The organism is Streptomyces griseus (assembly GCF_001715295.1).
GTDB lineage: Bacteria > Actinomycetota > Actinomycetes > Streptomycetales > Streptomycetaceae > Streptomyces > Streptomyces griseus_G.
Genome location: NZ_MDKB01000001.1, coordinates 208,346 through 228,913, shown reverse-complemented (window position 1 = coordinate 228,913; position 20,568 = coordinate 208,346). Strand labels below are relative to the sequence as shown.

The 20,568-nt window shown below is 72.1% G+C and carries 21 protein-coding genes; 19 read left to right on the top strand and 2 right to left on the bottom strand.

Annotated features, from left to right (window positions below; genetic code table 11):
* Positions 1 to 123 precede the first annotated feature (123 nt).
* The 7 genes from BA175_RS00910 to BA175_RS00880 all read left to right on the top strand — a co-directional run bounded on the left by BA175_RS00910 (position 124) and on the right by BA175_RS00880 (position 10,200).
* Entirely contained in the window at positions 124 to 1,809 is a 1,686-nt protein-coding gene (locus BA175_RS00910) for an NAD(P)H-dependent oxidoreductase subunit E (RefSeq protein ID WP_069169240.1), read from the top strand.
* A complete protein-coding gene (gene fdhF, locus BA175_RS00905) occupies positions 1,806 to 4,493 on the top strand; it encodes a formate dehydrogenase subunit alpha (RefSeq protein ID WP_107407519.1) in 2,688 nt (895 codons plus the stop codon). The genes BA175_RS00910 and fdhF overlap by 4 nt, the downstream gene beginning before the upstream one ends.
* A 179-nt stretch (positions 4,494 to 4,672) precedes the next feature.
* Entirely contained in the window at positions 4,673 to 6,463 is a 1,791-nt protein-coding gene (gene acsA / locus BA175_RS00900; protein ID WP_069169239.1) for an acetate--CoA ligase, read from the top strand.
* The gene (pdhA, locus tag BA175_RS00895) at positions 6,460 to 7,560 is read left to right on the top strand and encodes a pyruvate dehydrogenase (acetyl-transferring) E1 component subunit alpha (protein ID WP_079159323.1); all 1,101 of its coding nucleotides are present in this window, start codon (positions 6,460 to 6,462) and stop codon (positions 7,558 to 7,560) included. The genes acsA and pdhA overlap by 4 nt, the downstream gene beginning before the upstream one ends.
* A 1-nt stretch (position 7,561) precedes the next feature.
* Entirely contained in the window at positions 7,562 to 8,560 is a 999-nt protein-coding gene (locus BA175_RS00890; protein ID WP_069169238.1) for an alpha-ketoacid dehydrogenase subunit beta, read from the top strand.
* A gap of 3 nt (positions 8,561 to 8,563) precedes the next feature.
* Positions 8,564 to 9,946 (top strand): 2-oxo acid dehydrogenase subunit E2, encoded by a 1,383-nt coding sequence (locus tag BA175_RS00885; RefSeq protein ID WP_069169237.1) that lies wholly within the window; start codon positions 8,564 to 8,566, stop codon positions 9,944 to 9,946.
* Entirely contained in the window at positions 9,943 to 10,200 is a 258-nt protein-coding gene (locus BA175_RS00880) for an acyl carrier protein (RefSeq protein WP_069169236.1), read from the top strand. The genes BA175_RS00885 and BA175_RS00880 overlap by 4 nt, the downstream gene beginning before the upstream one ends.
* Before the next feature lie 96 nt (positions 10,201 to 10,296).
* Here the strand turns inward: BA175_RS00880 and rpsN are convergent, their stop codons facing one another.
* Together rpsN and rpmB are read right to left on the bottom strand one after the other, a co-directional pair.
* Entirely contained in the window at positions 10,297 to 10,602 is a 306-nt protein-coding gene (rpsN, locus tag BA175_RS00875) for a 30S ribosomal protein S14 (RefSeq protein WP_069169235.1), read from the bottom strand.
* Positions 10,602 to 10,838 (bottom strand): 50S ribosomal protein L28, encoded by a 237-nt coding sequence (gene rpmB / locus BA175_RS00870; RefSeq protein ID WP_069169234.1) that lies wholly within the window; start codon positions 10,836 to 10,838, stop codon positions 10,602 to 10,604. The genes rpsN and rpmB overlap by 1 nt, the downstream gene beginning before the upstream one ends.
* A gap of 65 nt (positions 10,839 to 10,903) precedes the next feature.
* Here rpmB and rpmG point away from each other — a divergent pair, with 65 nt between their 5' ends.
* From rpmG to BA175_RS00815, 12 genes are all read left to right on the top strand, one after another.
* Positions 10,904 to 11,068 carry a 50S ribosomal protein L33 gene (gene rpmG, locus BA175_RS00865; RefSeq protein ID WP_069169233.1) on the top strand — a complete coding sequence of 55 codons (165 nt, stop codon included), beginning with the start codon at positions 10,904 to 10,906 and terminating at the stop codon, positions 11,066 to 11,068.
* A gap of 48 nt (positions 11,069 to 11,116) precedes the next feature.
* Complete coding sequence (locus tag BA175_RS00860) at positions 11,117 to 11,374, top strand: type B 50S ribosomal protein L31 (protein WP_069169232.1); 258 nt, start codon at positions 11,117 to 11,119, stop codon at positions 11,372 to 11,374.
* Positions 11,371 to 12,519: a GTP-binding protein gene (locus BA175_RS00855; protein ID WP_069169231.1), complete on the top strand. Its 1,149-nt coding sequence runs from the start codon at positions 11,371 to 11,373 to the stop codon at positions 12,517 to 12,519. Before BA175_RS00860 ends, BA175_RS00855 begins: the two co-directional genes overlap by 4 nt.
* A gap of 31 nt (positions 12,520 to 12,550) precedes the next feature.
* Positions 12,551 to 12,787 (top strand): 30S ribosomal protein S18, encoded by a 237-nt coding sequence (rpsR, locus tag BA175_RS00850; RefSeq protein ID WP_069169230.1) that lies wholly within the window; start codon positions 12,551 to 12,553, stop codon positions 12,785 to 12,787.
* Positions 12,788 to 12,834: 47 nt separating this feature from the next.
* Complete coding sequence (gene rpmF / locus BA175_RS00845; protein WP_069169229.1) at positions 12,835 to 13,005, top strand: 50S ribosomal protein L32; 171 nt, start codon at positions 12,835 to 12,837, stop codon at positions 13,003 to 13,005.
* Between the two features lie 268 nt (positions 13,006 to 13,273).
* Positions 13,274 to 14,404, top strand: coding sequence for a glutathione-independent formaldehyde dehydrogenase (locus tag BA175_RS00840; RefSeq protein WP_069169228.1), 1,131 nt, complete (start codon positions 13,274 to 13,276; stop codon positions 14,402 to 14,404).
* Positions 14,405 to 14,580: 176 nt separating this feature from the next.
* Positions 14,581 to 15,561 carry an ATP-binding cassette domain-containing protein gene (locus BA175_RS00835; RefSeq protein ID WP_069169227.1) on the top strand — a complete coding sequence of 327 codons (981 nt, stop codon included), beginning with the start codon at positions 14,581 to 14,583 and terminating at the stop codon, positions 15,559 to 15,561.
* Entirely contained in the window at positions 15,558 to 16,379 is an 822-nt protein-coding gene (locus tag BA175_RS00830; RefSeq protein WP_069169226.1) for an ABC transporter permease, read from the top strand. Before BA175_RS00835 ends, BA175_RS00830 begins: the two co-directional genes overlap by 4 nt.
* 127 nt (positions 16,380 to 16,506) lie before the next feature.
* Positions 16,507 to 17,721, top strand: a complete 1,215-nt coding sequence (locus BA175_RS00825) for a site-2 protease family protein (RefSeq protein WP_069169225.1) — start codon at positions 16,507 to 16,509, stop codon at positions 17,719 to 17,721.
* A 193-nt stretch (positions 17,722 to 17,914) separates the two neighbouring features.
* A complete protein-coding gene (locus BA175_RS00820) occupies positions 17,915 to 18,202 on the top strand; it encodes a hypothetical protein (protein ID WP_069170267.1) in 288 nt (95 codons plus the stop codon).
* A 185-nt stretch (positions 18,203 to 18,387) separates the two neighbouring features.
* The gene (locus BA175_RS30980; RefSeq protein WP_175420726.1) at positions 18,388 to 18,546 is read left to right on the top strand and encodes a DUF7196 family protein; all 159 of its coding nucleotides are present in this window, start codon (positions 18,388 to 18,390) and stop codon (positions 18,544 to 18,546) included.
* A 521-nt stretch (positions 18,547 to 19,067) separates the two neighbouring features.
* Positions 19,068 to 20,568 (top strand): Ig-like domain-containing protein (locus BA175_RS00815; RefSeq protein ID WP_217493205.1); only part of this gene is annotated, 1,501 nt, incomplete at its 3' end.

The following is a 20,568-nucleotide window of genomic DNA, read 5'->3' as shown; positions in this document are numbered from 1 at the left end:
GCGCGGCGCGTCCGCAGCACCCCCTGGGCGCGATCCCCCAGGCCCGAGCGGTCCTGGTTCCGGGAGTCGCGCACCCGGCGGTGCCGGGATGCGGCCCCGTACGTCTGTCGCCACGATGAGGTCATGATTCCCCTGGGTCCTGCGGACCGATTCGATGCGTTTCGGGCCCTCGCCGACCGGAGAGGGCGGCCGGGAGACCGGCTGCTCGAGCTGCTGGCCGAAGCCAGGGGCCGGACGGCGGGCAGTCCGGAGAGATGGGCTCCGGCGGTCGCCGCCTCGGTGGGCCTGCCCGCTGCCGCCGCCCTCGGACCGGCCCGCTACTACGCGGATCTCGAAGCCCCGCACGGCCGCCGTCACGTCCGGGTCTGCTCGGCGACGGCGTGCTTCGCCGCTCAGGGCGGCCGCCACCTGACCGATGTGGAGCACGCGCTGGGCGTCGCGGCGGACACGGTATCGCCGGACGGGGAGACGTCGCTGCAGACCGTGCGCTGTCTCGGGTACTGCTACGCGGGTCCTGCGGCGCTCGACGGCGGCACACCCTGCACCGGCCCGGCACTGGCCGACCAGCTCACGGGCCGCGAACCTCCGCGGGCGGCGGAGATCCCGGTGGCCGACGACACCGGTGACCCCGTACTGCTGGCCGGCGTGTCGGCAGGTGAGCCCGCCTGGCAGGTCTGGCCGCGGACGGTGACGGCGGGCTCTCCCGACGCGGTGTGGACGGAGGTGGCCGCGTCCGGGCTGCGGGGCCGGGGCGGCGCCGGCTTCCGGGTGGCCGCGAAGTGGGAGGCGGCCGGCCGGGCAACGGGCACCGTGGTGGTGGTCAACGGGGACGAGGGGGACCCGGGCTCCTACGCCGACCGGCTGCTCATGGAGGCGGATCCGGAGCGGGTGCTGGAGGGCCTGGCTCTGGCCTGCTTCGCGTGCGGGGCCCGGCAGGCCGTGGTGCTCGTGCGCTCGGAGTATCCGCGGGCGCTGGCGCGCTTGCGGGAGGCGGTCGCGCGTGCCTACGCGGACGGGCATTTCGGCGCGGCCGTGCACGGTACGGCCACGGCCCTGGACGTACGGGTGGTGGAGGGCGCCGGGTCGTACGTGGCCGGTGAGGAGACGGCCCTGATCGCCGGCTTGGAGGGGGACCGGGGCTGCGCCCGGCCGCGCCCGCCCTACCCGACCGCGCAGGGTCTGTGGAACGCGCCGACGGTGGTGAACAACGTCGAGACACTGGCGGCTGTCCCCTGGATCGTCTCCCGGGGAGGTGCGGCGTACGCCCAGCGCGGGACACCCGACGAGACCGGGACGAAACTGGTCTGCCTGTCGGAGCGGTTCGCCCGGCCCGGCGCGTACGAGGTCGAGCTCGGTACCCCTGTCGACCGGATCGTCACGGAGCTCGGTGGCGGCCTGAAGGACGGCACGGAGCCGGTCGTGGTCCAGGTCGGCGGGCCGCTGGGCGGCTTCCTCGCCCGCGACGCGCTGGATGTCCCGCTCACCACGGCCGACCTCGCCGCCCGGGGGGCCGCCCTCGGCCACGCCGGCCTGGTCGCCTTCGACGGACGCGTGGCTCCGGAGGACGTCATGCGGCACGTCTGGCAGTTCGCCGCCGCGGAGAGTTGCGGCGCGTGTTCGCCCTGCCGCGTGGGTTCCCGGCGGGGCCTGGAACTGGCCGCCGCCGGCACGCCACCGGGGGCGGAGTGGCAGCGGCTGTCGCGCGTCCTGGCCGAGGCGAGCCTGTGCGCCTTCGGACGGCGCATCCCCCCTGCCGTCCGCAGTCTTGCCCGCGCCTACGGGGACCGGCCGACGGGGTGGGCCTCGTGAGCGGGATCGAGATCGAGGTGGACGGCTCGGGCGTGACCGTGCCCGAGGGGATCTCGCTGCTGGCGGCGGTGCGGGCGGCCGGAGCGGAGTTGCCCGCGCTCTGCTCCGACGACCGGCTCAGCCCGGCCGGATCGTGCCGTACGTGCCTGGTGCGGGCCGACGGGAGGATCGCGGCGGCGTGTGTGACCCCGGCCGCGCCCGGCGCCCGTGTCGATACCGCCACCGACGACCTCCGGCAGCTGCGCCGGGAGGCGGTGGAGGTGCTCGTCTCCGCGCTGCCGTCCCGCGCCCTCGCCGACGGCACGCCGAGCGAGCTGGCGCATGTCTGCCGGTCGATGGGGATCGGCCCCGACGCGGCCCGCGGCACCGGGGGCCGGGGCGGGGACGACTCCCACCCGTACGTCCACCTCGACCGGGACCTGTGCATCGCCTGCGGCCGGTGTGTCCGTATGTGCGCCGAGGTGCAGGGCACCTTCGCCCTCACGCTGGTGGGGCGGGGCGCCGACACCGTCGTGGCCCCGGGTACCGGCGGCCCCTGGGCCGAGTCGGACTGTGTGGCATGCGGCGGCTGCGTCGACACGTGTCCCACCGGGGCGATCACCGAGCCGGGTCCGGCGCGCGGGCTCACCTCCGGGATGCCCCCGGCGGAGGCCCGGACGCGCACCACGTGCGGTTACTGCGGGGTGGGGTGCGCGCTGGACGTGGTCACCCGCGACGGCGAGGTGACGGCGGTCCTGCCCGCCCGGGACGGCCCCGTCAACCAGGGGCACGCATGCGTCAAGGGGCGCTTCGCCCACGGATTCCTCACCTCCCCCGAACGGCTCACCCGGCCCCTCGTGCGACGCGGCGGCGCCCTGGAGCCGGTCGGCTGGGACGAGGCCCTCGGCCACATCGCCCGGGGGCTGCGCGCGGCCGTCGACGCCGGCGGGCCGGACGCCGTGGCGGCGATCTCCTCGGCCCGTGCCACCGACGAGGAGAACTACCTCGTCCAGAAGTTCATGCGGGTGGTCATCGGCACGAACAACGTGGACAACTGCTCGCGCCTCTGCCACTCCCCGTCCGCGGCCGGTCTGACCGCCTCCTTCGGCCTCTCCGGCGGGACCGACAGCTTCGACGACGTGGAGCGGGCCGACTGCCTGCTGGTGGTCGGGGCCAACCCCGCCGAAGCACATCCGGTGGTCGGGGCGCGACTGCTCGGACGCGTACTGCACGGGGCGAAGCTGATCGTCGCCGATCCCCGTAGCGTCGGCCTCGCCCGGCACGCCGACGTGCATCTGCGGCCCCGCCCCGGCACCAACGTCGCGCTCTTCCACGGGCTCGCCCACATCCTGCTGTCCGAAGGACTGGCCGACGAGGCGTTCCTGCGCGAGCGTGCCGCCGGTCTGCCGGAGCTCACCGAACTGCTGGACGACTACCCGCCCGGCCGGGTCGCGGACATCACGGGGGTGCCCGCCGCGGATCTGGTCGCCGCCGCCCGGCTCTACGGCCGCTCCGCACGTCCGGCGATCGTCTACGGTCTGGGCGTCACCGAACACCTGCACGGCACGGACGGGGTGAGGTCGCTGGCCAACCTGGCGATCCTCCGGGGCGCCGTGGGCACCGACCGCGGATACGGGGTCAATCCGCTGCGTGGCCAGAACAACGTCCAGGGCGCCTCCGACATGGGCGCGCTGCCCGACCTCCTGCCCGGCTACGGCAGGGTCACCGACCCGGCCGCACGGTCCCGGGCCGAGGCGGTGTGGGGCGTACCGGTCCCGGACCGGCCGGGTCTGCGGATCCCGGACATGTTCGCCGCGGCCAGGGCCGGGGATCTGCGGGCCCTGTGGGTGATCGGCGAGGACGTCCGCGCCACCGACCCCGACGCGAACCGCGTGGCGCAGGCGCTGGACGCCTGCCCGCTCGTCGTGTGCAACGAACTGTTCCTCTCCGGGACCGCCCGCCACGCGGACGTGGTACTTCCGGTCGCGTCCTGGCTGGAGAAGGACGGCACCTTCGTCAACTTCGACCGACGGTTCCAGCGGGTCCGCCCCGCCGTCCCCCCGCCGGGAGAGGCCCGTAGCGACTTCGAGGTCGTCAAGGCCGTCGCCTCCCACCTGGGCGTCGACCTCGGCTGCCCGACTCCGGCCGACGCTCTCGCCGAGTGCGCACGGATCGCGCCCGCCTTCGCCGGTCTCTCCCACGACCGGCTGGACCGCGAGGGCGCCGTCCCGTGGCCCTGCCCGGACCCCGGCCGCCCGGGCGAAGCCAGGCTGTACACGGAGAGGTTCGCCACGCCGGACGGGCGGGCCCACCTTGCCGCGCCCCCTTACCTCCCACCCGGCGAACAACCCGACGCCGACTATCCGCTGGTGCTGGTCACCGGGCGGCGCTGGGCCCACTACAACTCCGGCAGCATGACCCGCCGGGACGGCAATCTCCAGCTCGACCCGGTCGACTTCCTCGACCTCCACCCCCACGACGCCGTGCGCTACGGACTGCCGGAGGGCGCCGAGGTCACCGTGGAGAGCCGTCACGGACGGGCCCGGCTCGTGGCCCGGGTCAGCGAACGGACGGCCCCCGGTCAGGTCTTCTGCTCCTTCCACTTCCCCGCGAGCGGAGTGAACCGGCTCACCTCCGGCCATGCGGACACGGTCACGTCCTGCCCCGAGTACAAGGTCACCGCGGTACGCGTCAGCGTGCCCTGACGCCGGGACCGGTCGGCACCCCGGCCCCGGCACCGTTCGGCCCTTGACCCCGCCGGAGGCGAGGAGTGCCATGGAGGTGAGGCGACGGTGCGGCCGAGCCGGGCGGGACCGAGCCGGCCGCGGCGCCTGAGGAGCCGTAACCCGGCGGCTCCCAGCGGAAGGTGTCGGGAGGAGCGCCCATGGCCCGGGAGACCATGCGTGAAGAGGCCGCACACCAGGTCGCGCCGAACCTCGTGGACTACGACCGGGCGCGTGCCGACTTCACCTGGTCGCAGGCGCGCTCCGCGCTGGCCGGTCTGCCGGGTGGCGGGCTGAACATGGCGTACGAGGCCGTCGACCGGCACGCGTTCTCGGACCACGGCGACAGGGTCGCGCTCCGGTGCGTCGCCCGCGACAACACCGTCTCGACGGTCACCTACGCCGAGCTGGCACGCCGGACGGCCCGCTTCGCCAACGTCCTGGGCGCGCTCGGCGTCGGCCGTGGCGACCGGGTCTTCACCCTGCTCGGGCGCTGCCCCGAGCTCTACACCGCGGTGCTGGGCACGCTGAAGAACACCGGCGTGCTGTGCCCGCTGTTCTCCGCGTTCGGGCCCGACCCGGTCGAGCAGCGGCTGCGCCTGGGCGACGCCCGCGTCCTGGTCACCACCGCGGCCCTGTACCGGCGGAAGGTGGCCGCCCGCAGGCCGTCGCTGCCCGGGCTGGAACACGTGGTCATCGTCGGCCCGGGTGCCGGGGAGCTGCCCGGCACGGTCTCCTTCGACGCGCTGATGTCCGCCGCCGCGGACACCTTCGCCGTCCCGCCGACCTCGCCCGAGGACATGGCACTGCTGCACTTCACCAGCGGCACCACCGGCACCCCCAAAGGCGCGGTCCACGTCCACGAGGCGGTGGTCGCCCACCACGCCACGGCTGCGTACGCGCTCGACCTGCATCCCGAGGACACGTACTGGTGCACCGCCGATCCCGGCTGGGTCACCGGCATGTCGTACGGCGTCATCGCCCCGCTCGCCCACGGCGTGACCGTGGTCGTCGACGAAGGCGACTACGACGCCCGGCGCTGGTACCGGATCCTCGGCGAGCAACGGGTCGGTGTCTGGTACACCGCGCCCACGGCCCTGCGGATGCTGATGCGCGCCACCCCCCGCGAGGGCCCGTACGACCTGCCGCGTGCGTACGACCTGTCCGCCCTGCGCTTCATCGCCTCCGTGGGCGAGCCCCTCAACCCCGAGGCGGTCCTGTGGGGCGAGGACGTGCTGGGTCTGCCGGTGCACGACAACTGGTGGCAGACGGAGACCGGAAGCATCATGATCGCGAACTTCCCGGCCTGCGCCATCCGGCCCGGTTCGATGGGCCGCCCGCTGCCCGGTGTCGAGGCGGTGGTGCTGCGGCGAGGCGAGGACGGCCGGGCACGGGTCACCGACGGCCACGTCACGGAGGTGGAGAGCCCGGACGAGGAAGGCGAGTTGGCTCTGCGGCCGGGCTGGCCGTCGATGTTCCGCGGCTACCTGCACGACAGGGAACGGTACGAGGCCGCCTTCGCCGACGGCTGGTATCTGACCGGCGACCTGGTGCGGCGGGACGCGGACGGCTGGTACTGGTTCGTGGGCCGCGCCGACGACGTCATCAAGTCCGCCGGGCACCTGATCGGCCCGTTCGAGGTGGAGAGCGCGCTGATGGAGCACTCGGCGGTGGCGGAGGCCGGAGTGATCGGCCGGCCGGACCCCGTCGCCGGGAACATCGTCAAGGCCTTCGTGTCGCTGCGCCCCGGCGTCGGGCCGACCCCGGAGCTGGAACGGGAGCTGCTGGCCTTCTCCCGCCGCAGACTGGGCCCGGCCGTCGCGCCCCGGGAGATCGCGTTCGACCAGAACCTGCCCAAGACCCGTAGTGGCAAGGTCATGCGCCGGCTGCTGCGCGCCCGCGAACTCGGGCTGCCCGAGGGCGACGTGTCCACCTTGGAGGGATCCGCATGAGCACAGCCCGCGCTCCCGGTACCCGTAGTGCGGCCACCACCGGGACATCCGCGAAGAAGGCCGCGACGAGGAAGCGCGGCGCGAAGACCCGGCGTCCCGCCGACCGGCCGGACACCGGGCGCGGAGCGCGCAGGACGGGCCTGCTGACGGCGATGCTGCGCATCCGGCGCTTCGAGGAACGGTGCGTGGAGCTGTACAGCGCCGCGAAGATCCGCGGCTTCGTCCACCTGTACATCGGTGAGGAGGCCGTCGCCGTGGGCGTCAACGAGGCGCTGGGACCGGAAGACGCCGTCGTCTCCACCTACCGGGAGCACGGCCACGCGCTGGCCCGCGGCATCCCGGCCGAGGCTGTCATGGCCGAGATGCACGGCAGGACGACCGGCTGCAGCGGGGGCCGTGGCGGGTCGATGCACCTGTTCGACGCGAGCCGCCGCTTCTACGGGGGCAACGCGATCGTCGCCGGCGGTCTCCCGCTGGCCGCGGGGCTCGCCCTCGCCGACCGCATGCGCGGGCAGGAGCACGTCACCTGCTGCTTCTTCGGCGACGGAGCCTTCGCCGAGGGCGAGTTCCACGAGACCGCGAACCTCGCGGCCCTGTGGAATCTGCCCCTCCTGCTCGTGTGCGAGAACAACCTCTACGCCATGGGTACGGGCATCGAACGGCACGAGGCGCAGACCGACCTGGCCATGCGCGCCGCGTCCTACGGGATGGTGGCCTGGGCCGTGGACGGCATGGACGTCGAAGCCGTCGAGGACGCGGCCCGTCGGGCCACCGAAGCCGTACGGGCGGGTGCGGGACCGCACTTCCTGGAGCTGCGCACCTACCGCTTCCGCGCCCACTCCATGTACGACCCGGACCGCTACCGGGACAGGACGGAGGTCGAGCAGTGGAAGGGCCGGGACCCGATCGGCCGGCTCACGGAGCGCATGCGCGAGAACGGCGAGCTGGAGGATGCGGAGCTGGCCCGGATCGAGCGCCAGGTCACCGACGAGATCGACCGCGCCGTCGACGCGGCGGCAGAGGCGCCGGAGGAGCCGGTCGAGAACCTGCTCCGTCACGTCACCAGTGCCTCGATCTCCTCGGCGGAGGTGAGGTGACATGGCGGGCGACGGCCGGCCGGAGGAGCGGGGGACGACCTACCGGCAGGCGATGCGGGAGGCTCTGCGGGAAGCTCTGCGCTCCGACGACCGCGTCTTCCTCATGGGGGAGGACGTGGGCAGGTACGGCGGATGCTTCGGCGTCAGCCTCGGCCTGCTGGAGGAGTTCGGGCCGGCACGGGTCCGGGACACCCCGCTGTCGGAGTCCGGGTTCGTGGGCGCCGGTATCGGTGCGGCTCTCGCCGGGATGCGGCCCGTCGTCGAGGTCATGACGGTGAACTTCAGCCTGCTCGCGCTCGACCAGATCCTCAACAACGCCGCCACGCTGCTGCACATGTCGGGCGGTCAGCTGCCCGTACCACTGGTGATCCGCATGACGACGGGCGCGGGACGGCAGCTCGGGGCCCAGCACTCGCACAGTCTGGAAGGCTGGTACGCGCACATCCCCGGCCTCCGTGTGCTGGCTCCGGCCACCGTCGAGGACGCCCGCCACATGCTGGCCCCGGCGCTGGCCGACCCGGACCCGGTACTGATCTTCGAGCACGTGACCCTCTACAACGCCTCCGGCGAGATCGCCCCGTCCACCGCTCCCGTGGACCTGGACCACGCCGTGACCCGCAGGCCCGGCACCGACATCTCCCTGATCACCTACGGCGGTTCACTTCCCAAGGCCCTCGCCGCGGCGGACGAACTGGCCACCGAGGGCATCGACGCCGAAGTGATCGACCTGCGAACGCTCCGCCCCCTCGACGACGCGGCCGTCACCGCCTCGGTGGCCCGTACCCACCGCGCGGTGGTCATCGACGAGGCATGGCGCACCGGCAGCCTCGCCGCCGAGATCTCCGCCCGCATCGCCGAGGAGGCGTTCTACGAACTGGACGCCCCCGTCGAGCGGGTGTGCAGCGCGGAGGTCCCCATTCCGTACGCCCGGAGGCTCGAGGAGGCGGCCCTGCCCCAGACCGCCGACATCGTGGCGGCCGCACACCGGACGGTGGGATGACCTATGGCCGAGTTCACCATGCCGTCCCTGGGCGCCGACATGGACGAGGGCACACTCCAGGAATGGCTGGTCCGGCCCGGTGAGCCGGTCCGCAAAGGCGATCCGGTCGCGGTCGTCGAGACCGCGAAGTCCACCATCGAGGTGGAGTGCTTCGAGACCGGGACGATGGGCGAACTGCTCGTCGAACCGGGTACGACGGTGCCGGTCGGCACGCCGCTGGCGCTGATCGAGCCGACCGGGGAACGACCGGAGGAACCGGAGAAGCCTCGTGGGACCGAGGGGGACGAAACCGGACGACCGCTCCGGCCGCCGCCCCCGACGTCCGCCCCACCCGAACCCCAGCGGGTTCCGGTGCCCGTGCCCCCAGACGCCCCCGTGCATGGGCCCACCGGGACGGGCCCCCTGCTCCGGCACCTCGCGGAACGCAGCGGCGTGGACCTGGAGAACCTCCGAGGATCCGGGCCCGGAGGCCGCGTCACCCGAAGCGATGTCGAAGAGGCGACCGCAGCCGCCGGAGCCGTCGCGCAGCCGTCGCGCGTACGGAGCACCCCGCTCGCCCGACGGCTCGCCGCCGAACTGGACGTCGATCCGGCCACGGTGACGGGAACGGGCAGGGACGGCGCGGTCCGCGCCGCCGATGTGCGCAAGGCGGCCCGGGGAACGGCAACCGCGGCGCCGCGCCCGCGCCGCAGCGCCCCACCGGTGCGTCCGGCCGAGGAGCGGGGGGCCTCGATGCGCCAGGCGATCGCCGGACTGATGACCCGCGCCAACCGGGACATCCCGCACTACTATCTGTCCACCACCATCGACATGGCCGCCGCGATGAGCTGGCTGCACGAGCACAACCGGCGCAGTGCCGTGGCCGAGCGGCTGCTCCCCGCGGCCCTGCTGCTCAAGGCTGCGGCCCGCGCCGCCCGGGAGGTCCCCGAGCTCAACGGCTTCTGGACCGACGACCACTTCACGGCCGGCGACGGCGTCCACCTCGGGGTCGCGGTGTCCCTGCGCGGCGGCGGGCTCGTCGCTCCCGTTCTCCACGACGCCGACACTCTCGCACTGCCTCAGCTGATGACCGCCCTGAAGGACGTCGTCTCCCGTGCCCGCACGGGCAGGCTGCGCGGGTCCGAGGTCTCCGGATCCACCCTCACGGTCACCAACCTCGGCGATCAGGGTGTGGAAACCGTCTTCGGCCTGATCCACCCTCCGCAGGTGGCCCTGGTCGGCTTCGGGCGGATCAGCGACCGGCCGTGGGCCGTCGACGGCCTGCTCGGGGTCCGGCCCGTCGTCACGGCCACCCTGTCGGCGGACCACCGAGCGACGGACGGTGCGGTCGGAGCCCGCTACCTGACGGCGGTCGAGCGCCTCTTGCAGAAACCGGAGGAGTCATGAACCGCGCCGAAGCACTCGAGGTCGTCGAGGAATCACTCGCCTCCACCGTCCCCGACGCCGACCTCACCGGGCTCGGGCCCGACGACCTGTTCCGCGAGGCACTCGACATGGACTCACTGGACTTCCTGAGCTTCGTCGAGACGCTCGGCGACCGCGCCGGTATCCGCATCGACGACGAGGACTCACCGGAGCTCACCACGCTGTCGGCGAGCGCGGACTTCCTCGCCGCCCGCACGGGGACCCCGGCGGAGTAGGCCCACGGCGACCGGAACCCCGCCCCGACCTGTGCGGTGGCGGCACACCACGGTGTGGGGGCACCACAAAGGTGCCGCCCCCACACCCCGGGTCATTCACCATGAGGACTTCGTCACCCCCGGCAGGTGACCGGCATGGGCCTGGGCCCGTACGTTCAGCCGGGAGAGGCCGAACCTGCGCAGGTGGCCCCGGGGGCGGCCGTCGACGCTGTCACGGTTCCGCACCCGGGTCGCGCTCGCGTCCCGGGGCTGGCGCCGGAGTTCCGCACGGGCGGCGGCCTTCGCCTCGGCCGTCGTGCGCGGAGACGCCAGGACGGCCTTGAGTTCGGCGCGCCGTCGGGCGTGACGCGCCACGATCCGCTTCCTCCGGTCGTTCTTCGCGATCTTGCTCTTCTTCGCCATCAGACACGCTCCCCGCGGGCCCGGATCCGGGCGACGGCGGCCTCGATGCCGATGGCGTCCACGGTCCTCACGGCCCGGGCGCTCAGCCGCAGGCGGACGTGCCGCCCCTCACCGGGCAGCCAGTAGCGCTTGTTCTGGATGTTGGGGTCGAACCGGCGTGACGTACGCCGGTGCGAGTGGGAGATCTTCTTGCCGAAGGCCGGCCGTGCGCCGGTCAGCTGGCAGTGCGCGGACATGAGGATCCTGCCTTTCTCTCCACCGAGTTATCGAAAATGGAAATCATTGTCGTATGCTACCCGCCATGGCCCGCAACGAGGTACGCCCGATCATCAAGCTCCGCTCCACCGCCGGAACCGGCTACACGTATGTGACCCGCAAGAACCGCCGCACCCACCCCGACCGCCTGGTCCTGCGCAAGTTCGACCCCGTCGCCCGACGCCACGTCGAGTTCCGCGAGGAACGCTGACCGCATCGGCCCCGCCCGAACACCTGCACCCGATCGAGAGACCCACCCATGAAGCCTGGAATCCACCCCACCTACCGCCCGGTCGTCTTCCGCGACAAGGCCGGTGATTTCGCCATCCTCACCCGGTCCACGATGACCAGCGACAAGACCGTCGACTGGGAGGACGGACACACCTACCCGGTGGTCGACGTCGAGATCTCGTCGGCCAGCCACCCCTTCTACACCGGTACCGCCCGCGTGATGGACACCGCCGGCCGCGTCGAGCGCTTCGAGCGTCGCTACGGACGGGGCGAGGGCCGCCGATGACTTTCGACGAGCCGATGCCCGTGGTGATCGTCGCCGGACTCCACTCCGAAGCCCGCCGTGCCACGGTCGAACGGTTGTTGCGCGAGGTCTCCGGCAGCGTCGCGGTGCATCACGATCTGTCCACCGCTCCGGCGGGCACCGTGCGGCGGAGCCTCCGCGACTCCACGGGCGAGACCGGTTACGGCGAGACGCCTCTGGTCAACGACTGCGCCTGCTGTGCGCTGCGCGAGGACCTCGTGCCCGAACTGGAGCGGCTGGCCCGCGGCCGCCTCACCCGCCTGGCCGTCGTGGAGTTGTGGGATTCCGTGGAACCCCGCAGCATGGCCGAGGTCGTCGCCGCCCACGGCGGGGACGCCTTCCGGTTGACCAACGTGGTGACCGCCGTGGATCCCGCCCTCGTCCTGGCGTGCCTGTCCGACGGCGACGACCTCGCGGAGGCCGGACTGGCCGCGGCCGCCACGGACCAGCGCACCGTCGGTGACACCTTCGCGCGGCAGCTGGAGTACGCTCCGGTCCTCGCCGTCGCCGACAGCGTCGCCACCGGACCGGACGACCTGGCGCTTCTGCGACAGTTGCACCCCAGCGCCCAGCAGGTCGGCGTCGCATCCGGCCGGCTGGGGGTCACAGCGGTCGCCGGCTTCGACGTGGACGCTGCGGCGGCCGCACAGCATCCGGCGTGTGCCCGTCTCCCTCACGACTGTGACGAGGAGGGAATCAGCACGCTCGTCTGGCGCCGCCGCCGCCCGTTGCACGCCGGTCGCCTCTACGAGGCACTGGAGGATCTGTGCTGCGCGGCAGCCCGCAGCCGGGGCAGGTTCTGGCTGGCGGACCGGCCGGACAGCCTGCTGGCATGGAACGCCGCCGGAGGCGCCCTGTGCGTGGAGAGCGCCGGGCCGTGGATGGCCGCGCTCCCTGACGCCGCATGGGAGCTGATGCCCGCCGAGCGCCGCACCGCCGCAGCCGTGGACTGGCACCCCGAGCACGGCGACCGCTGCCAGCACCTCGTCTTCGTCTCCCCGGACCTCGACCGGGCGGGGCTGCTCGCACTGCTCGACTCCTGCCTGCTCACCGATGACGAACTCGCCTCCGGACCCGCCGCCTCCCGGCCCACCGGTTTCGACCAGCTCCTCGACCCCGTCATCTGATCCACCCCCCTCACACCGACCAGGAGCCGACATGCCCCGGCCCACCCATGCCGCGCCCGCGCGCGCGAACCGGCCGAACCCGCTCGACGCGGCCGGCATCACGCACATCGACTACAAGGACACCGACCTGCTGCGGAAGTTCCTCTCCGACCGCGGCAAGATACGCAGTCGCCGCGTCACCCGCGTCAGCCGGCAGCAGCAGCGCCGGATCGCGACGGCCGTGAAGAACGCCCGCGAGATGGGCCTGCTCCCCTACTCCAGCCGCTGACCTCCACGCCCGTCACCGGATTCCCCCCTCCGACCGAGAAGGACCTCATGGCCGTCCCCAAGCGCAAGATGTCCCGGAGCAACACCCGCCACCGCCGCGCCCGGTGGAAGGCGAGCCTCCCGGCGCTCGCCCCCGTCACCGTCGACGGGACCACCTCCCTGGTGCCTCAGCACCTGAGGAAGGCGTACGAACGCGGCCTCCTCCGGCCGGAGACCTGACGCACCTCCCCGACCCCCGCCTGCCCGTGACCGCCCCGACGGGCCCCTCACTGCCGGGTCTCTCACGCATCCCACGCCGACGCGCACCGGATTCCCCCCGCCGCCCGCAGCGGTCGAGTCAAGGGTCGGCCGCCCCCCGACTCGACCGCTGCGGGCGGATGACACCCAGGAGTACATATACCACCAATTGCCTGTAATATGGTGCATATTGCCGCTTCCGTGAGGGTCTTCGTGCTGCGGGGACCCGTACGCCACCCGAGGAGGCACAGTGAAAGCGGTCGTGTACAAGGAACCCTTCAGCGTGACCGTGGAGGACGTCGAGGACCCCCGGATCGAAGCGCCCACCGATGTGGTCATCAAAGTCACCACGGCAGCCATCTGCGGTTCCGACCTGCATATGTACGAGGGGCGTACCGGTGCGGAGCCCGGTATCGTGTTCGGCCACGAGAACATGGGGATCGTCCAGGAGACAGGCTCCGGAGTGGCCCGGGTACGCAAGGGCGACCGGGTCGTCCTGCCGTTCAACGTCGCCTGCGGTTTCTGCAGGAACTGCCTGGCCGGATACACCGGCTTCTGTCTGACCGTCAACGCCCCCTTCGCCGGCGGCGCGTACGGCTATGTGTCCATGGGCCCCTACCGCGGCGGCCAGGCGGAGTACCTGCGGGTGCCGTTCGCCGACTTCAACTGCCTCCAACTGCCGCAGGGCGAGGAGCACGAGGACGACTTCGCGCTGCTGGCCGACATCTTCCCCACCGGCTTCCACGCCACCGAACTGGCGCAGGTCTCGCCGGGCGAGTCGGTCTGCGTCTTCGGCGCCGGACCGGTCGGGCTCATGGCGGCCTACTCCTCGCTCCTCCGTGGAGCCTCCAAGGTCTTCGTCGTCGACAGACAACCGGATCGGCTGCGGCTGGCCGAACACATCGGCGCGACACCCATCGACTTCGGCCAGGGTGACGCGGCCGAACAGATCAAGGACCTGACCGGCGGCGAAGGTACGGACAAGGGCATCGACGCCGTCGGCTATCAGGCGACCGCGGCCGAGGGGGAGGAACAACCGGCGCTGGTGCTCAACAGCCTGGTCGAGTCGGTCCGGCCGACCGGGATGCTCGGAGTCGTCGGACTGTACGTACCGGCGGACCCGGGGGGTCCCACCGAGTCCGCACAGAAGGGTGAACTGCTCTTCAAGGTCGGCAGGTTCTTCGAGAAGGGCCTGCGCATGGGCACCGGTCAGGCCAACGTCAAGGCCTACAACCGGCAACTGCGGGACATGATCATCGCCGGCCGGGCCACCCCCAGCTTCCTGGTCTCCCAACGGCTCCCGCTGGCCGAGGCCCCCGACGCCTACCAGCGTTTCGACCGCCGGGAGGACGGCTGGACCAAGGTCCTGCTCAAGCCCTGACGTGGTGGCCGCGCACCCGCTTCGGCTCACGGTCCGGCGTCTCCTCCCGGCGTCACCCGGTGTTGTCCCGTGTGGCTGACCGGGCCCACCGGGTGACGTGGAAGGCGTGGCCGGAACGAAGGGACCACAGCGAGACCCGGCCGGAGCCGACGGCCACCTCGAGTGAGAGGCAGCCCATGGAGCGAGCCGCCGTCAGCGTCGACGACCTCAGCAAGCACTTCGGATCGCTCGTGGCCCTCGACCGGCTGACCTTCGAGGTCCGGCCCGGGGAGGTATTCGGGCTGCTGGGCCCCAACGGTGCGGGCAAGACCACCGTGATGCGGATCCTGACGACGATCCTGCATCCGAGCGCCGGGCGCGCCGAGGTCCTCGGACACGACGTGGTGCGGGAGGCCGGCGAGGTGCGGCGTCTGATCGGACTGGCCGGTCAGTACGCCGCCGTGGACCCCAACCTGACCGGGCGGGAGAACCTGCGGTTGATCGGCCGGCTGAGCCGGCTGGCCCGCTCCCGAATCCGGCCCCGGGCGAGCGCCCTGCTGCACCGCTTCGACCTCACTGCGGCCGCCGACCGACCGGTGCGGACGTACTCCGGCGGCATGCGGCGCCGTCTCGACGTCGCCGCCGCCCTGGTCGCAGAGCCACCACTCCTCTTCCTCGACGAGCCGACGTCCGGCCTCGACCCGCAGAGTCGCAACGCCCTGTGGGAGCTGATCCGCGAACTGGTGAGCGACGGGACCACAGTCCTCCTGACCACCCAGTACCTGGAGGAGGCGGACCGGTTGGCGGAGCGGGTCGTCGTCGTGGACCAGGGACGCCTCATCGCCGACGACACGCCCGCCGCGCTCAAGGCCCGTCTGGGCAACACCGTGATCGAACTGGACATGGGCGAACGGGGCCGGGCGGTGAGGGCAGCCGCCACCATCGAAGGACGACTCGGAGAAACGACGGAGATGGACGGCTCGCGGCTGAGGCTGCCCTGCCGGAACGCCTTCGCAGTGCTGCGCGGCATCCTGAACCTGCTGGAAGCCGACGGGCACGTCCCACGGAACGTCACCGTGCGCGAATCCAGTCTCGACGACGTCTTCCTCGCCCTGACCGGCCACCGCACACGTGCCGGTCCCGGCGCAGGCCCCGCCACCCGAGGGGGGACGGAATGACCACGACCACCACCGGACGCCCCCTGTCTGCAGAGCGGCCGAGCAGCCGGATCGCCGCCACGGTCCGCGACGGCTCGGCGGTCGCCTGGCGCAATCTCATAGCATTGCGCAGGGTGCCGCGGCTGCTGGTGTTCTCCACCGTCCAGCCGCTCGTCTTCGTACTGATGTTCCGCTACGTCTTCGGCGGAGTGGTGAGCCCGTCGCTGCCGCCCGGTGTCTCCTACGTGGACTTCCTGATTCCTGGGATCTTCGTGCAGACCGCCGTCTTCGGATCGATGAACACGGCGATCGGGTTGGCCACCGACATGCAGACCGGGCTGATGGAGCGCTTCCGCTCGCTGCCCATGGCCCGCTCGGCCGTGCTGGTCGGCCGGACCACCGCCGACCTGGCACGCAACGTCTTCGTGGTGACGCTCATGACCGCCGTCGGCTTCGCCCTCGGCTTCCGTATCCACGCCGGCGTGCCGGCGTTCCTGGGCGGTGTGCTGCTCGTCCTGGCGTTCGGCTTCGCGATGTCGTGGATCTTCGCGGTGGTCGGCATGGGGGTCGGGGACCCGGAGACCGCGCAGGCCGCCGCCTTCCCGGTACTCGCACCGCTGGTCTTCGCCTCCTCGGCGTTCGTCCCCGTGGCGACCATGCCCGGCTGGCTCCAGGCGTTCGCGAACCACCAACCGGTCTCGCAGACCGCCGAGGCCGTGCGGACCCTGGTACTGGGCGGCCCGGCCACCGGCGACGTGTGGCAGGCCCTCGTCTGGGACGCCGGGATCGTGGCGGTCTTCGCGCCGCTGGGCGTGTGGTTCTACCGCCGGGTCGTCTGAGGCCGCGGACCGGGACGGCGGACGAACAGCCTTCGTCGGGGGCCGACCGGAGCTGGCCAGGGGTGGCCGGCGGACGCACCATGGGAAGAGCGGAACGGTCGGCCCACCGGGTGGGGTGGAGGGTGTGATGAACGGTTCGCTCGAGTTGGGGCACATTGCGGGTGTGCCGTTGCGGCTGCACTGGAGCGCGCCGCTGCTGGTTCTCGTACTGGGTGTCGGACTGGCCGGCAGCGCCCTGCCGGCCTGGGCCCCGGGCCATTCCCCGTTCGCCTACCGGCTCTGGGCGGTCGTGGGAGCGCTGCTGCTGACGGCGAGCCTGATCGCTCACGAGGGCGGTCATGCCCTCGTCGCACGACGATCGAAGATCGCGGTGAAGGACGTGACCGTCTTCGCCCTCGGGGGCGTGACCCGGATGGCATCCCCCACCACCGCGAGAAGCCAGGGCCTGGTGGCGGCCGCGGGTCCGGTGATCAGCCTGGTGCTCGGCGGTCTGTGCCTGGGCGGCTCGGTCCTGGCTCGCGATGTCCTGCACTGGCCGCTTCCGGGTGGGGTCCTGGCCTGGGGCGGATGGACGAACATCGTGCTCGCGGCGTTCAACCTGCTGCCGGCGGCACCCCTGGACGGTGGCCGGGTGCTCCAGGCGTTGATCTGGCGCGTACGGGGCGATCGCGAGCAGGCGGCACAGGCATCCGGCCGCTGCGGACAGGTAGCGGGAACGGCCATGGCGGCGGGCGGCCTGTTGGAGTTCCTGCACGGAGCCGGGGCGGGTCTGTGGCTGAGCATGGTCGGACTGTTCGTGATGGTGGTCGCCTCCGCGGAGGTCCGGCGCGCCCAGCTGTTCGCATCTCTGCGCGGGCTGCGGGTGGCCGAGGTCATGCGGCCCGCGATCACAGGTCAGGAGTGGCAGAGCGTCGACCGCTTCCTCACAGGGACCGCGCGGCAGGCCGGTGACCGCCCGGTGATCCCCGTCACCGACCTCGACGGCCGCCCCACCGGCTATGTCACGGTGGCCGCACTGCGCGCCGTCCCCGACGCTCGCAGGCCGGCCACCCGTGTCAGGGATGTCGCCGCACCGCTGGAGCGGTGTGTACTGGCCCGCCCCGACGAGGAGATGACCGACGTCCTGGAACGCGCCGCCCTCTCTCCCGCGGGGCCCCTCCTGGTCCTGGATCATGATCACGTCGTCGGCGTGGTCACCCGCGCGGACCTCGCCGGGGCCGGCAACCGTCACTCGGACCCACGGCGCCGGCCCCCACCGCAGCACGGCGTCCGACCCGCCCGGCGGAGCCGGCGCGGGAGGGTCCTTCGCCGGCGCGGAGCCTCCGGGGTGCATCGTGGTTGAGTACGGAGAGGGAAGCCCGCTGACCGCGAGGACCCACATCGACCGGCCGTGATCGGGCCGCACCACAGAGGTCAGCCGCAACTCCCTTCCCTTCCAGGCGAGTCGACCCGCTCCGCGCGGTGGCCGAGATCCGGGCAGTCGAATTGCGGGAAAAGCGGGAGAGGCAGCAAGGGGAAACCTTACGATGATGGCCATGAGTGTGCTGGTCTTCCTTCTTTCGCTCGGCACCGTATGTCGCGTCACGCGATTCATCACGAAAGACGCCCTCGCCGCGGGATTCCGCACCCGGGTCGCCGGTCGTTTCGGCGACGACTCCCAGCCGGCATACCTGGTCAGTTGCGGATGGTGCGTCAGCGTCTGGGTCGCGGGCGCCGTCACCGCACTCGCCTACTGGGCGGGCCAGGAGACCTGGTTCCAGGCAGGTACCACCGTTCTGACCCTTTCCTATCTGACCGGCCTGGCGAGCAGCTGGCTCGACTGAGCCGACCGAGGCGCTGACCGTACCGACCATTCCCTGTCTTTCATTTCATACGAAGAAATGGGGGCGAGTGTCGCTGCGGCAGCTTGCGGGAATAGAGGGTGCGGGCCGAACTCCCTTGCACTTACCCCCAATTCGACCCGACCCCTTGATCGGCCGCCCACCCGGGCGACGGAAGGAGGATGACCATGGCACCCTGCAACTGCGGACGCACCGGCCGTTCCGTGATCGTCTACCGGCTGGTCCTCCCCGACGGCATCACGCGCGAGTTCCCCACCCGACGAGAGGCCGACGCCGCCAACAAGAGGGCAGGTGGCCGCGGTTCCATCACCGCGGTCCCCCGGTAGAGCCCGACGGGGCGCCGCAAACGCCTGATCGCCGCGCACCCCACACCTCAGCCCGCCGGTACACCAGTCGCCTGGTGTACCGGCGGGCTGCCGCATGGGGCGGCACGCCGGGTCTTCGAGTGACCACGAAATACCGTGCACCGCCCGAGTTCAGCGCTCTTTCCTCTACCCATCGCGATTTCCGTGTGATCGGAAAGTGCTGCCGGGCGAAGCACCTCCCGCGCGGGCAGTGGCACGGGGCGGTACACATGCGCCGTGCGGCAGGAGTTTCACACCTCCTGTACCCCCCGGTGCGCTGCGCCGGAAGTGTGACACAAGCGTCGCTCCTCTAGCCCAACACATCCCCGGAAGCGCCTACTTCTCCTATCGGCGGGTGATGCCTCCAACTCCGCTGGAACCAACGGCTATTACCGGAACGCCGGATCGGTGCGTCCACATTTCGTGCCCGTGATCCGGCCGACACCGCACGCCGCGAAATGGCGATCACCTGCTCTCGTGCGTCATCTGAAAGGAGCCAGAGCATGGCCACTTCGACCACCTCAGTGACATCGGCGCCCGATCCATCAGTCTTCGGTCAGCCGGTCACCTTCACCGCCACCGTCCAGCCGGAATTGGCCGGCGGTCCCGTCCCGACCGGAAGCGTCGAATTCTCCGTCGACGCCGTGCCCCTCGCGACGGTTCCGCTCGACCTGAGCGGCCAGGCCCAGTACACGACTGACGCTCTCGGTGTCGGGCTCCACGCGGTGGAGGCCACCTACTCGGGTGACGCCGAGTACGACCCGTCCACAGGTGCGGACACCCAGGAGGTGGCCTTCGCGCGGACCACCACCACGCTGACCTTCGATCCCGAACCCTCCCACTGCGGCGAGCCGGTGACCTTCACCGCGCAGGTCACCCCCGTCCCTCCGGCGGCGGGGGCCCCCACCGGCCTGGTGTCCTTCATCGTCAGCGACGACGGCCCGGTGCTGACCGCTCCGGTGGACGCGAACGGGCAGGCGCAGGTCACCTTCAGCGACCTGGACGTCGGCTTCCACCAGTCGGCCGCCTTCTACACCGGTGACGAGAACTTCGACGCGTCGAACTCCCCCCTGACGCTGCACGTGGTGGAGCTCGCACCGGTCTCGGTCGCCGTCTCGGCCGACACGAACCCTTCGGTATGCGGTCAGCCGGTAACGCTCTGTGTCACTGTGTCGCCGGTCTCGTCAGGCGTCGGCGCCCCCTCGGGCTCGGTCACCTTCAGCGGTCCCGGCGGGCTCGGCGAAACCGTACCCCTGGGTGTCGACGGCACCGCCTGCGTCACCACCAGCGTCCTCCAGACCGGCACTGTCACCGTGTCCTACGGTGGCGACGCGTGTTACGCGGGCGGGACCGGTACGACGGACGTGACGGTCGACCCGGCCACGAGCGCGGTGACGGTGGTGGTCGACCCGAACCCGTCCGTGTGCGGCGAGACGGTCACCGTGTGCGCGACGGTGACAGCGGTCGCCCCGGGCAGCGGCACCCCCACCGGCTCGGTCACCTTCACCGCCCCCGGCGGACTCGACGAAACCGTACCCCTGGCCACCGACGGCACCGCCTGCGTCACGACGACCACACTGGAAACCGGCACGGTCAACGTCTCGTACACGGGCGACAGCTGCTTCCTGCCGTCCACCGGCGCGACGGACGTCACGGTCGACCCGGCCACGAGCGCGGTGACGGTGTCGGTCGATCCGAACCCGTCCGTCTGCGGCGAGACGGTCACCGTATGCGCCACCGTCACCGCCGTCGCACCCGGCACCGGCACCCCCACCGGAACCGTCACCTTCACCGGCCCCGGCGGAGTGAACGAGACGGTCCCACTGGCCGTCGACGGCACCGCCTGCGTCACCACCACCACCCTCCAGACCGGCACGGTCACGGTCACCTACGGCGGAGACACCTGTTTCCTGGGCGCCGGTCAGAGCGTGGACGTGATGGTCAACCAGGCGGCCAGCAGCGTCTCGGTGTCGGTCGACACGGATCCCTCCGTCTGTGGCCAGT

Coding starts and splice junctions, on each gene's coding strand:
- BA175_RS00910 (WP_069169240.1), top strand. CDS start 124: ATGATTCCCCTGGGTCCTGCGGACCGATTCGATGCGTTTCGGGCCCTC.
- rpsR (WP_069169230.1), top strand. CDS start 12,551: ATGCCCCGGCCCACCCATGCCGCGCCCGCGCGCGCGAACCGGCCGAAC.
- pdhA (WP_079159323.1), top strand. CDS start 6,460: ATGAGCACAGCCCGCGCTCCCGGTACCCGTAGTGCGGCCACCACCGGG.
- BA175_RS00825 (WP_069169225.1), top strand. CDS start 16,507: ATGAACGGTTCGCTCGAGTTGGGGCACATTGCGGGTGTGCCGTTGCGG.
- rpsN (WP_069169235.1), bottom strand. CDS start 10,602: ATGGCGAAGAAGAGCAAGATCGCGAAGAACGACCGGAGGAAGCGGATC.
- rpmG (WP_069169233.1), top strand. CDS start 10,904: ATGGCCCGCAACGAGGTACGCCCGATCATCAAGCTCCGCTCCACCGCC.
- BA175_RS00885 (WP_069169237.1), top strand. CDS start 8,564: ATGGCCGAGTTCACCATGCCGTCCCTGGGCGCCGACATGGACGAGGGC.
- BA175_RS30980 (WP_175420726.1), top strand. CDS start 18,388: ATGGCACCCTGCAACTGCGGACGCACCGGCCGTTCCGTGATCGTCTAC.
- BA175_RS00880 (WP_069169236.1), top strand. CDS start 9,943: ATGAACCGCGCCGAAGCACTCGAGGTCGTCGAGGAATCACTCGCCTCC.
- rpmB (WP_069169234.1), bottom strand. CDS start 10,838: ATGTCCGCGCACTGCCAGCTGACCGGCGCACGGCCGGCCTTCGGCAAG.
- BA175_RS00835 (WP_069169227.1), top strand. CDS start 14,581: ATGGAGCGAGCCGCCGTCAGCGTCGACGACCTCAGCAAGCACTTCGGA.
- BA175_RS00860 (WP_069169232.1), top strand. CDS start 11,117: ATGAAGCCTGGAATCCACCCCACCTACCGCCCGGTCGTCTTCCGCGAC.
- BA175_RS00855 (WP_069169231.1), top strand. CDS start 11,371: ATGACTTTCGACGAGCCGATGCCCGTGGTGATCGTCGCCGGACTCCAC.
- BA175_RS00820 (WP_069170267.1), top strand. CDS start 17,915: ATGAGTGTGCTGGTCTTCCTTCTTTCGCTCGGCACCGTATGTCGCGTC.
- BA175_RS00830 (WP_069169226.1), top strand. CDS start 15,558: ATGACCACGACCACCACCGGACGCCCCCTGTCTGCAGAGCGGCCGAGC.
- acsA (WP_069169239.1), top strand. CDS start 4,673: ATGGCCCGGGAGACCATGCGTGAAGAGGCCGCACACCAGGTCGCGCCG.
- rpmF (WP_069169229.1), top strand. CDS start 12,835: ATGGCCGTCCCCAAGCGCAAGATGTCCCGGAGCAACACCCGCCACCGC.
- BA175_RS00890 (WP_069169238.1), top strand. CDS start 7,562: ATGGCGGGCGACGGCCGGCCGGAGGAGCGGGGGACGACCTACCGGCAG.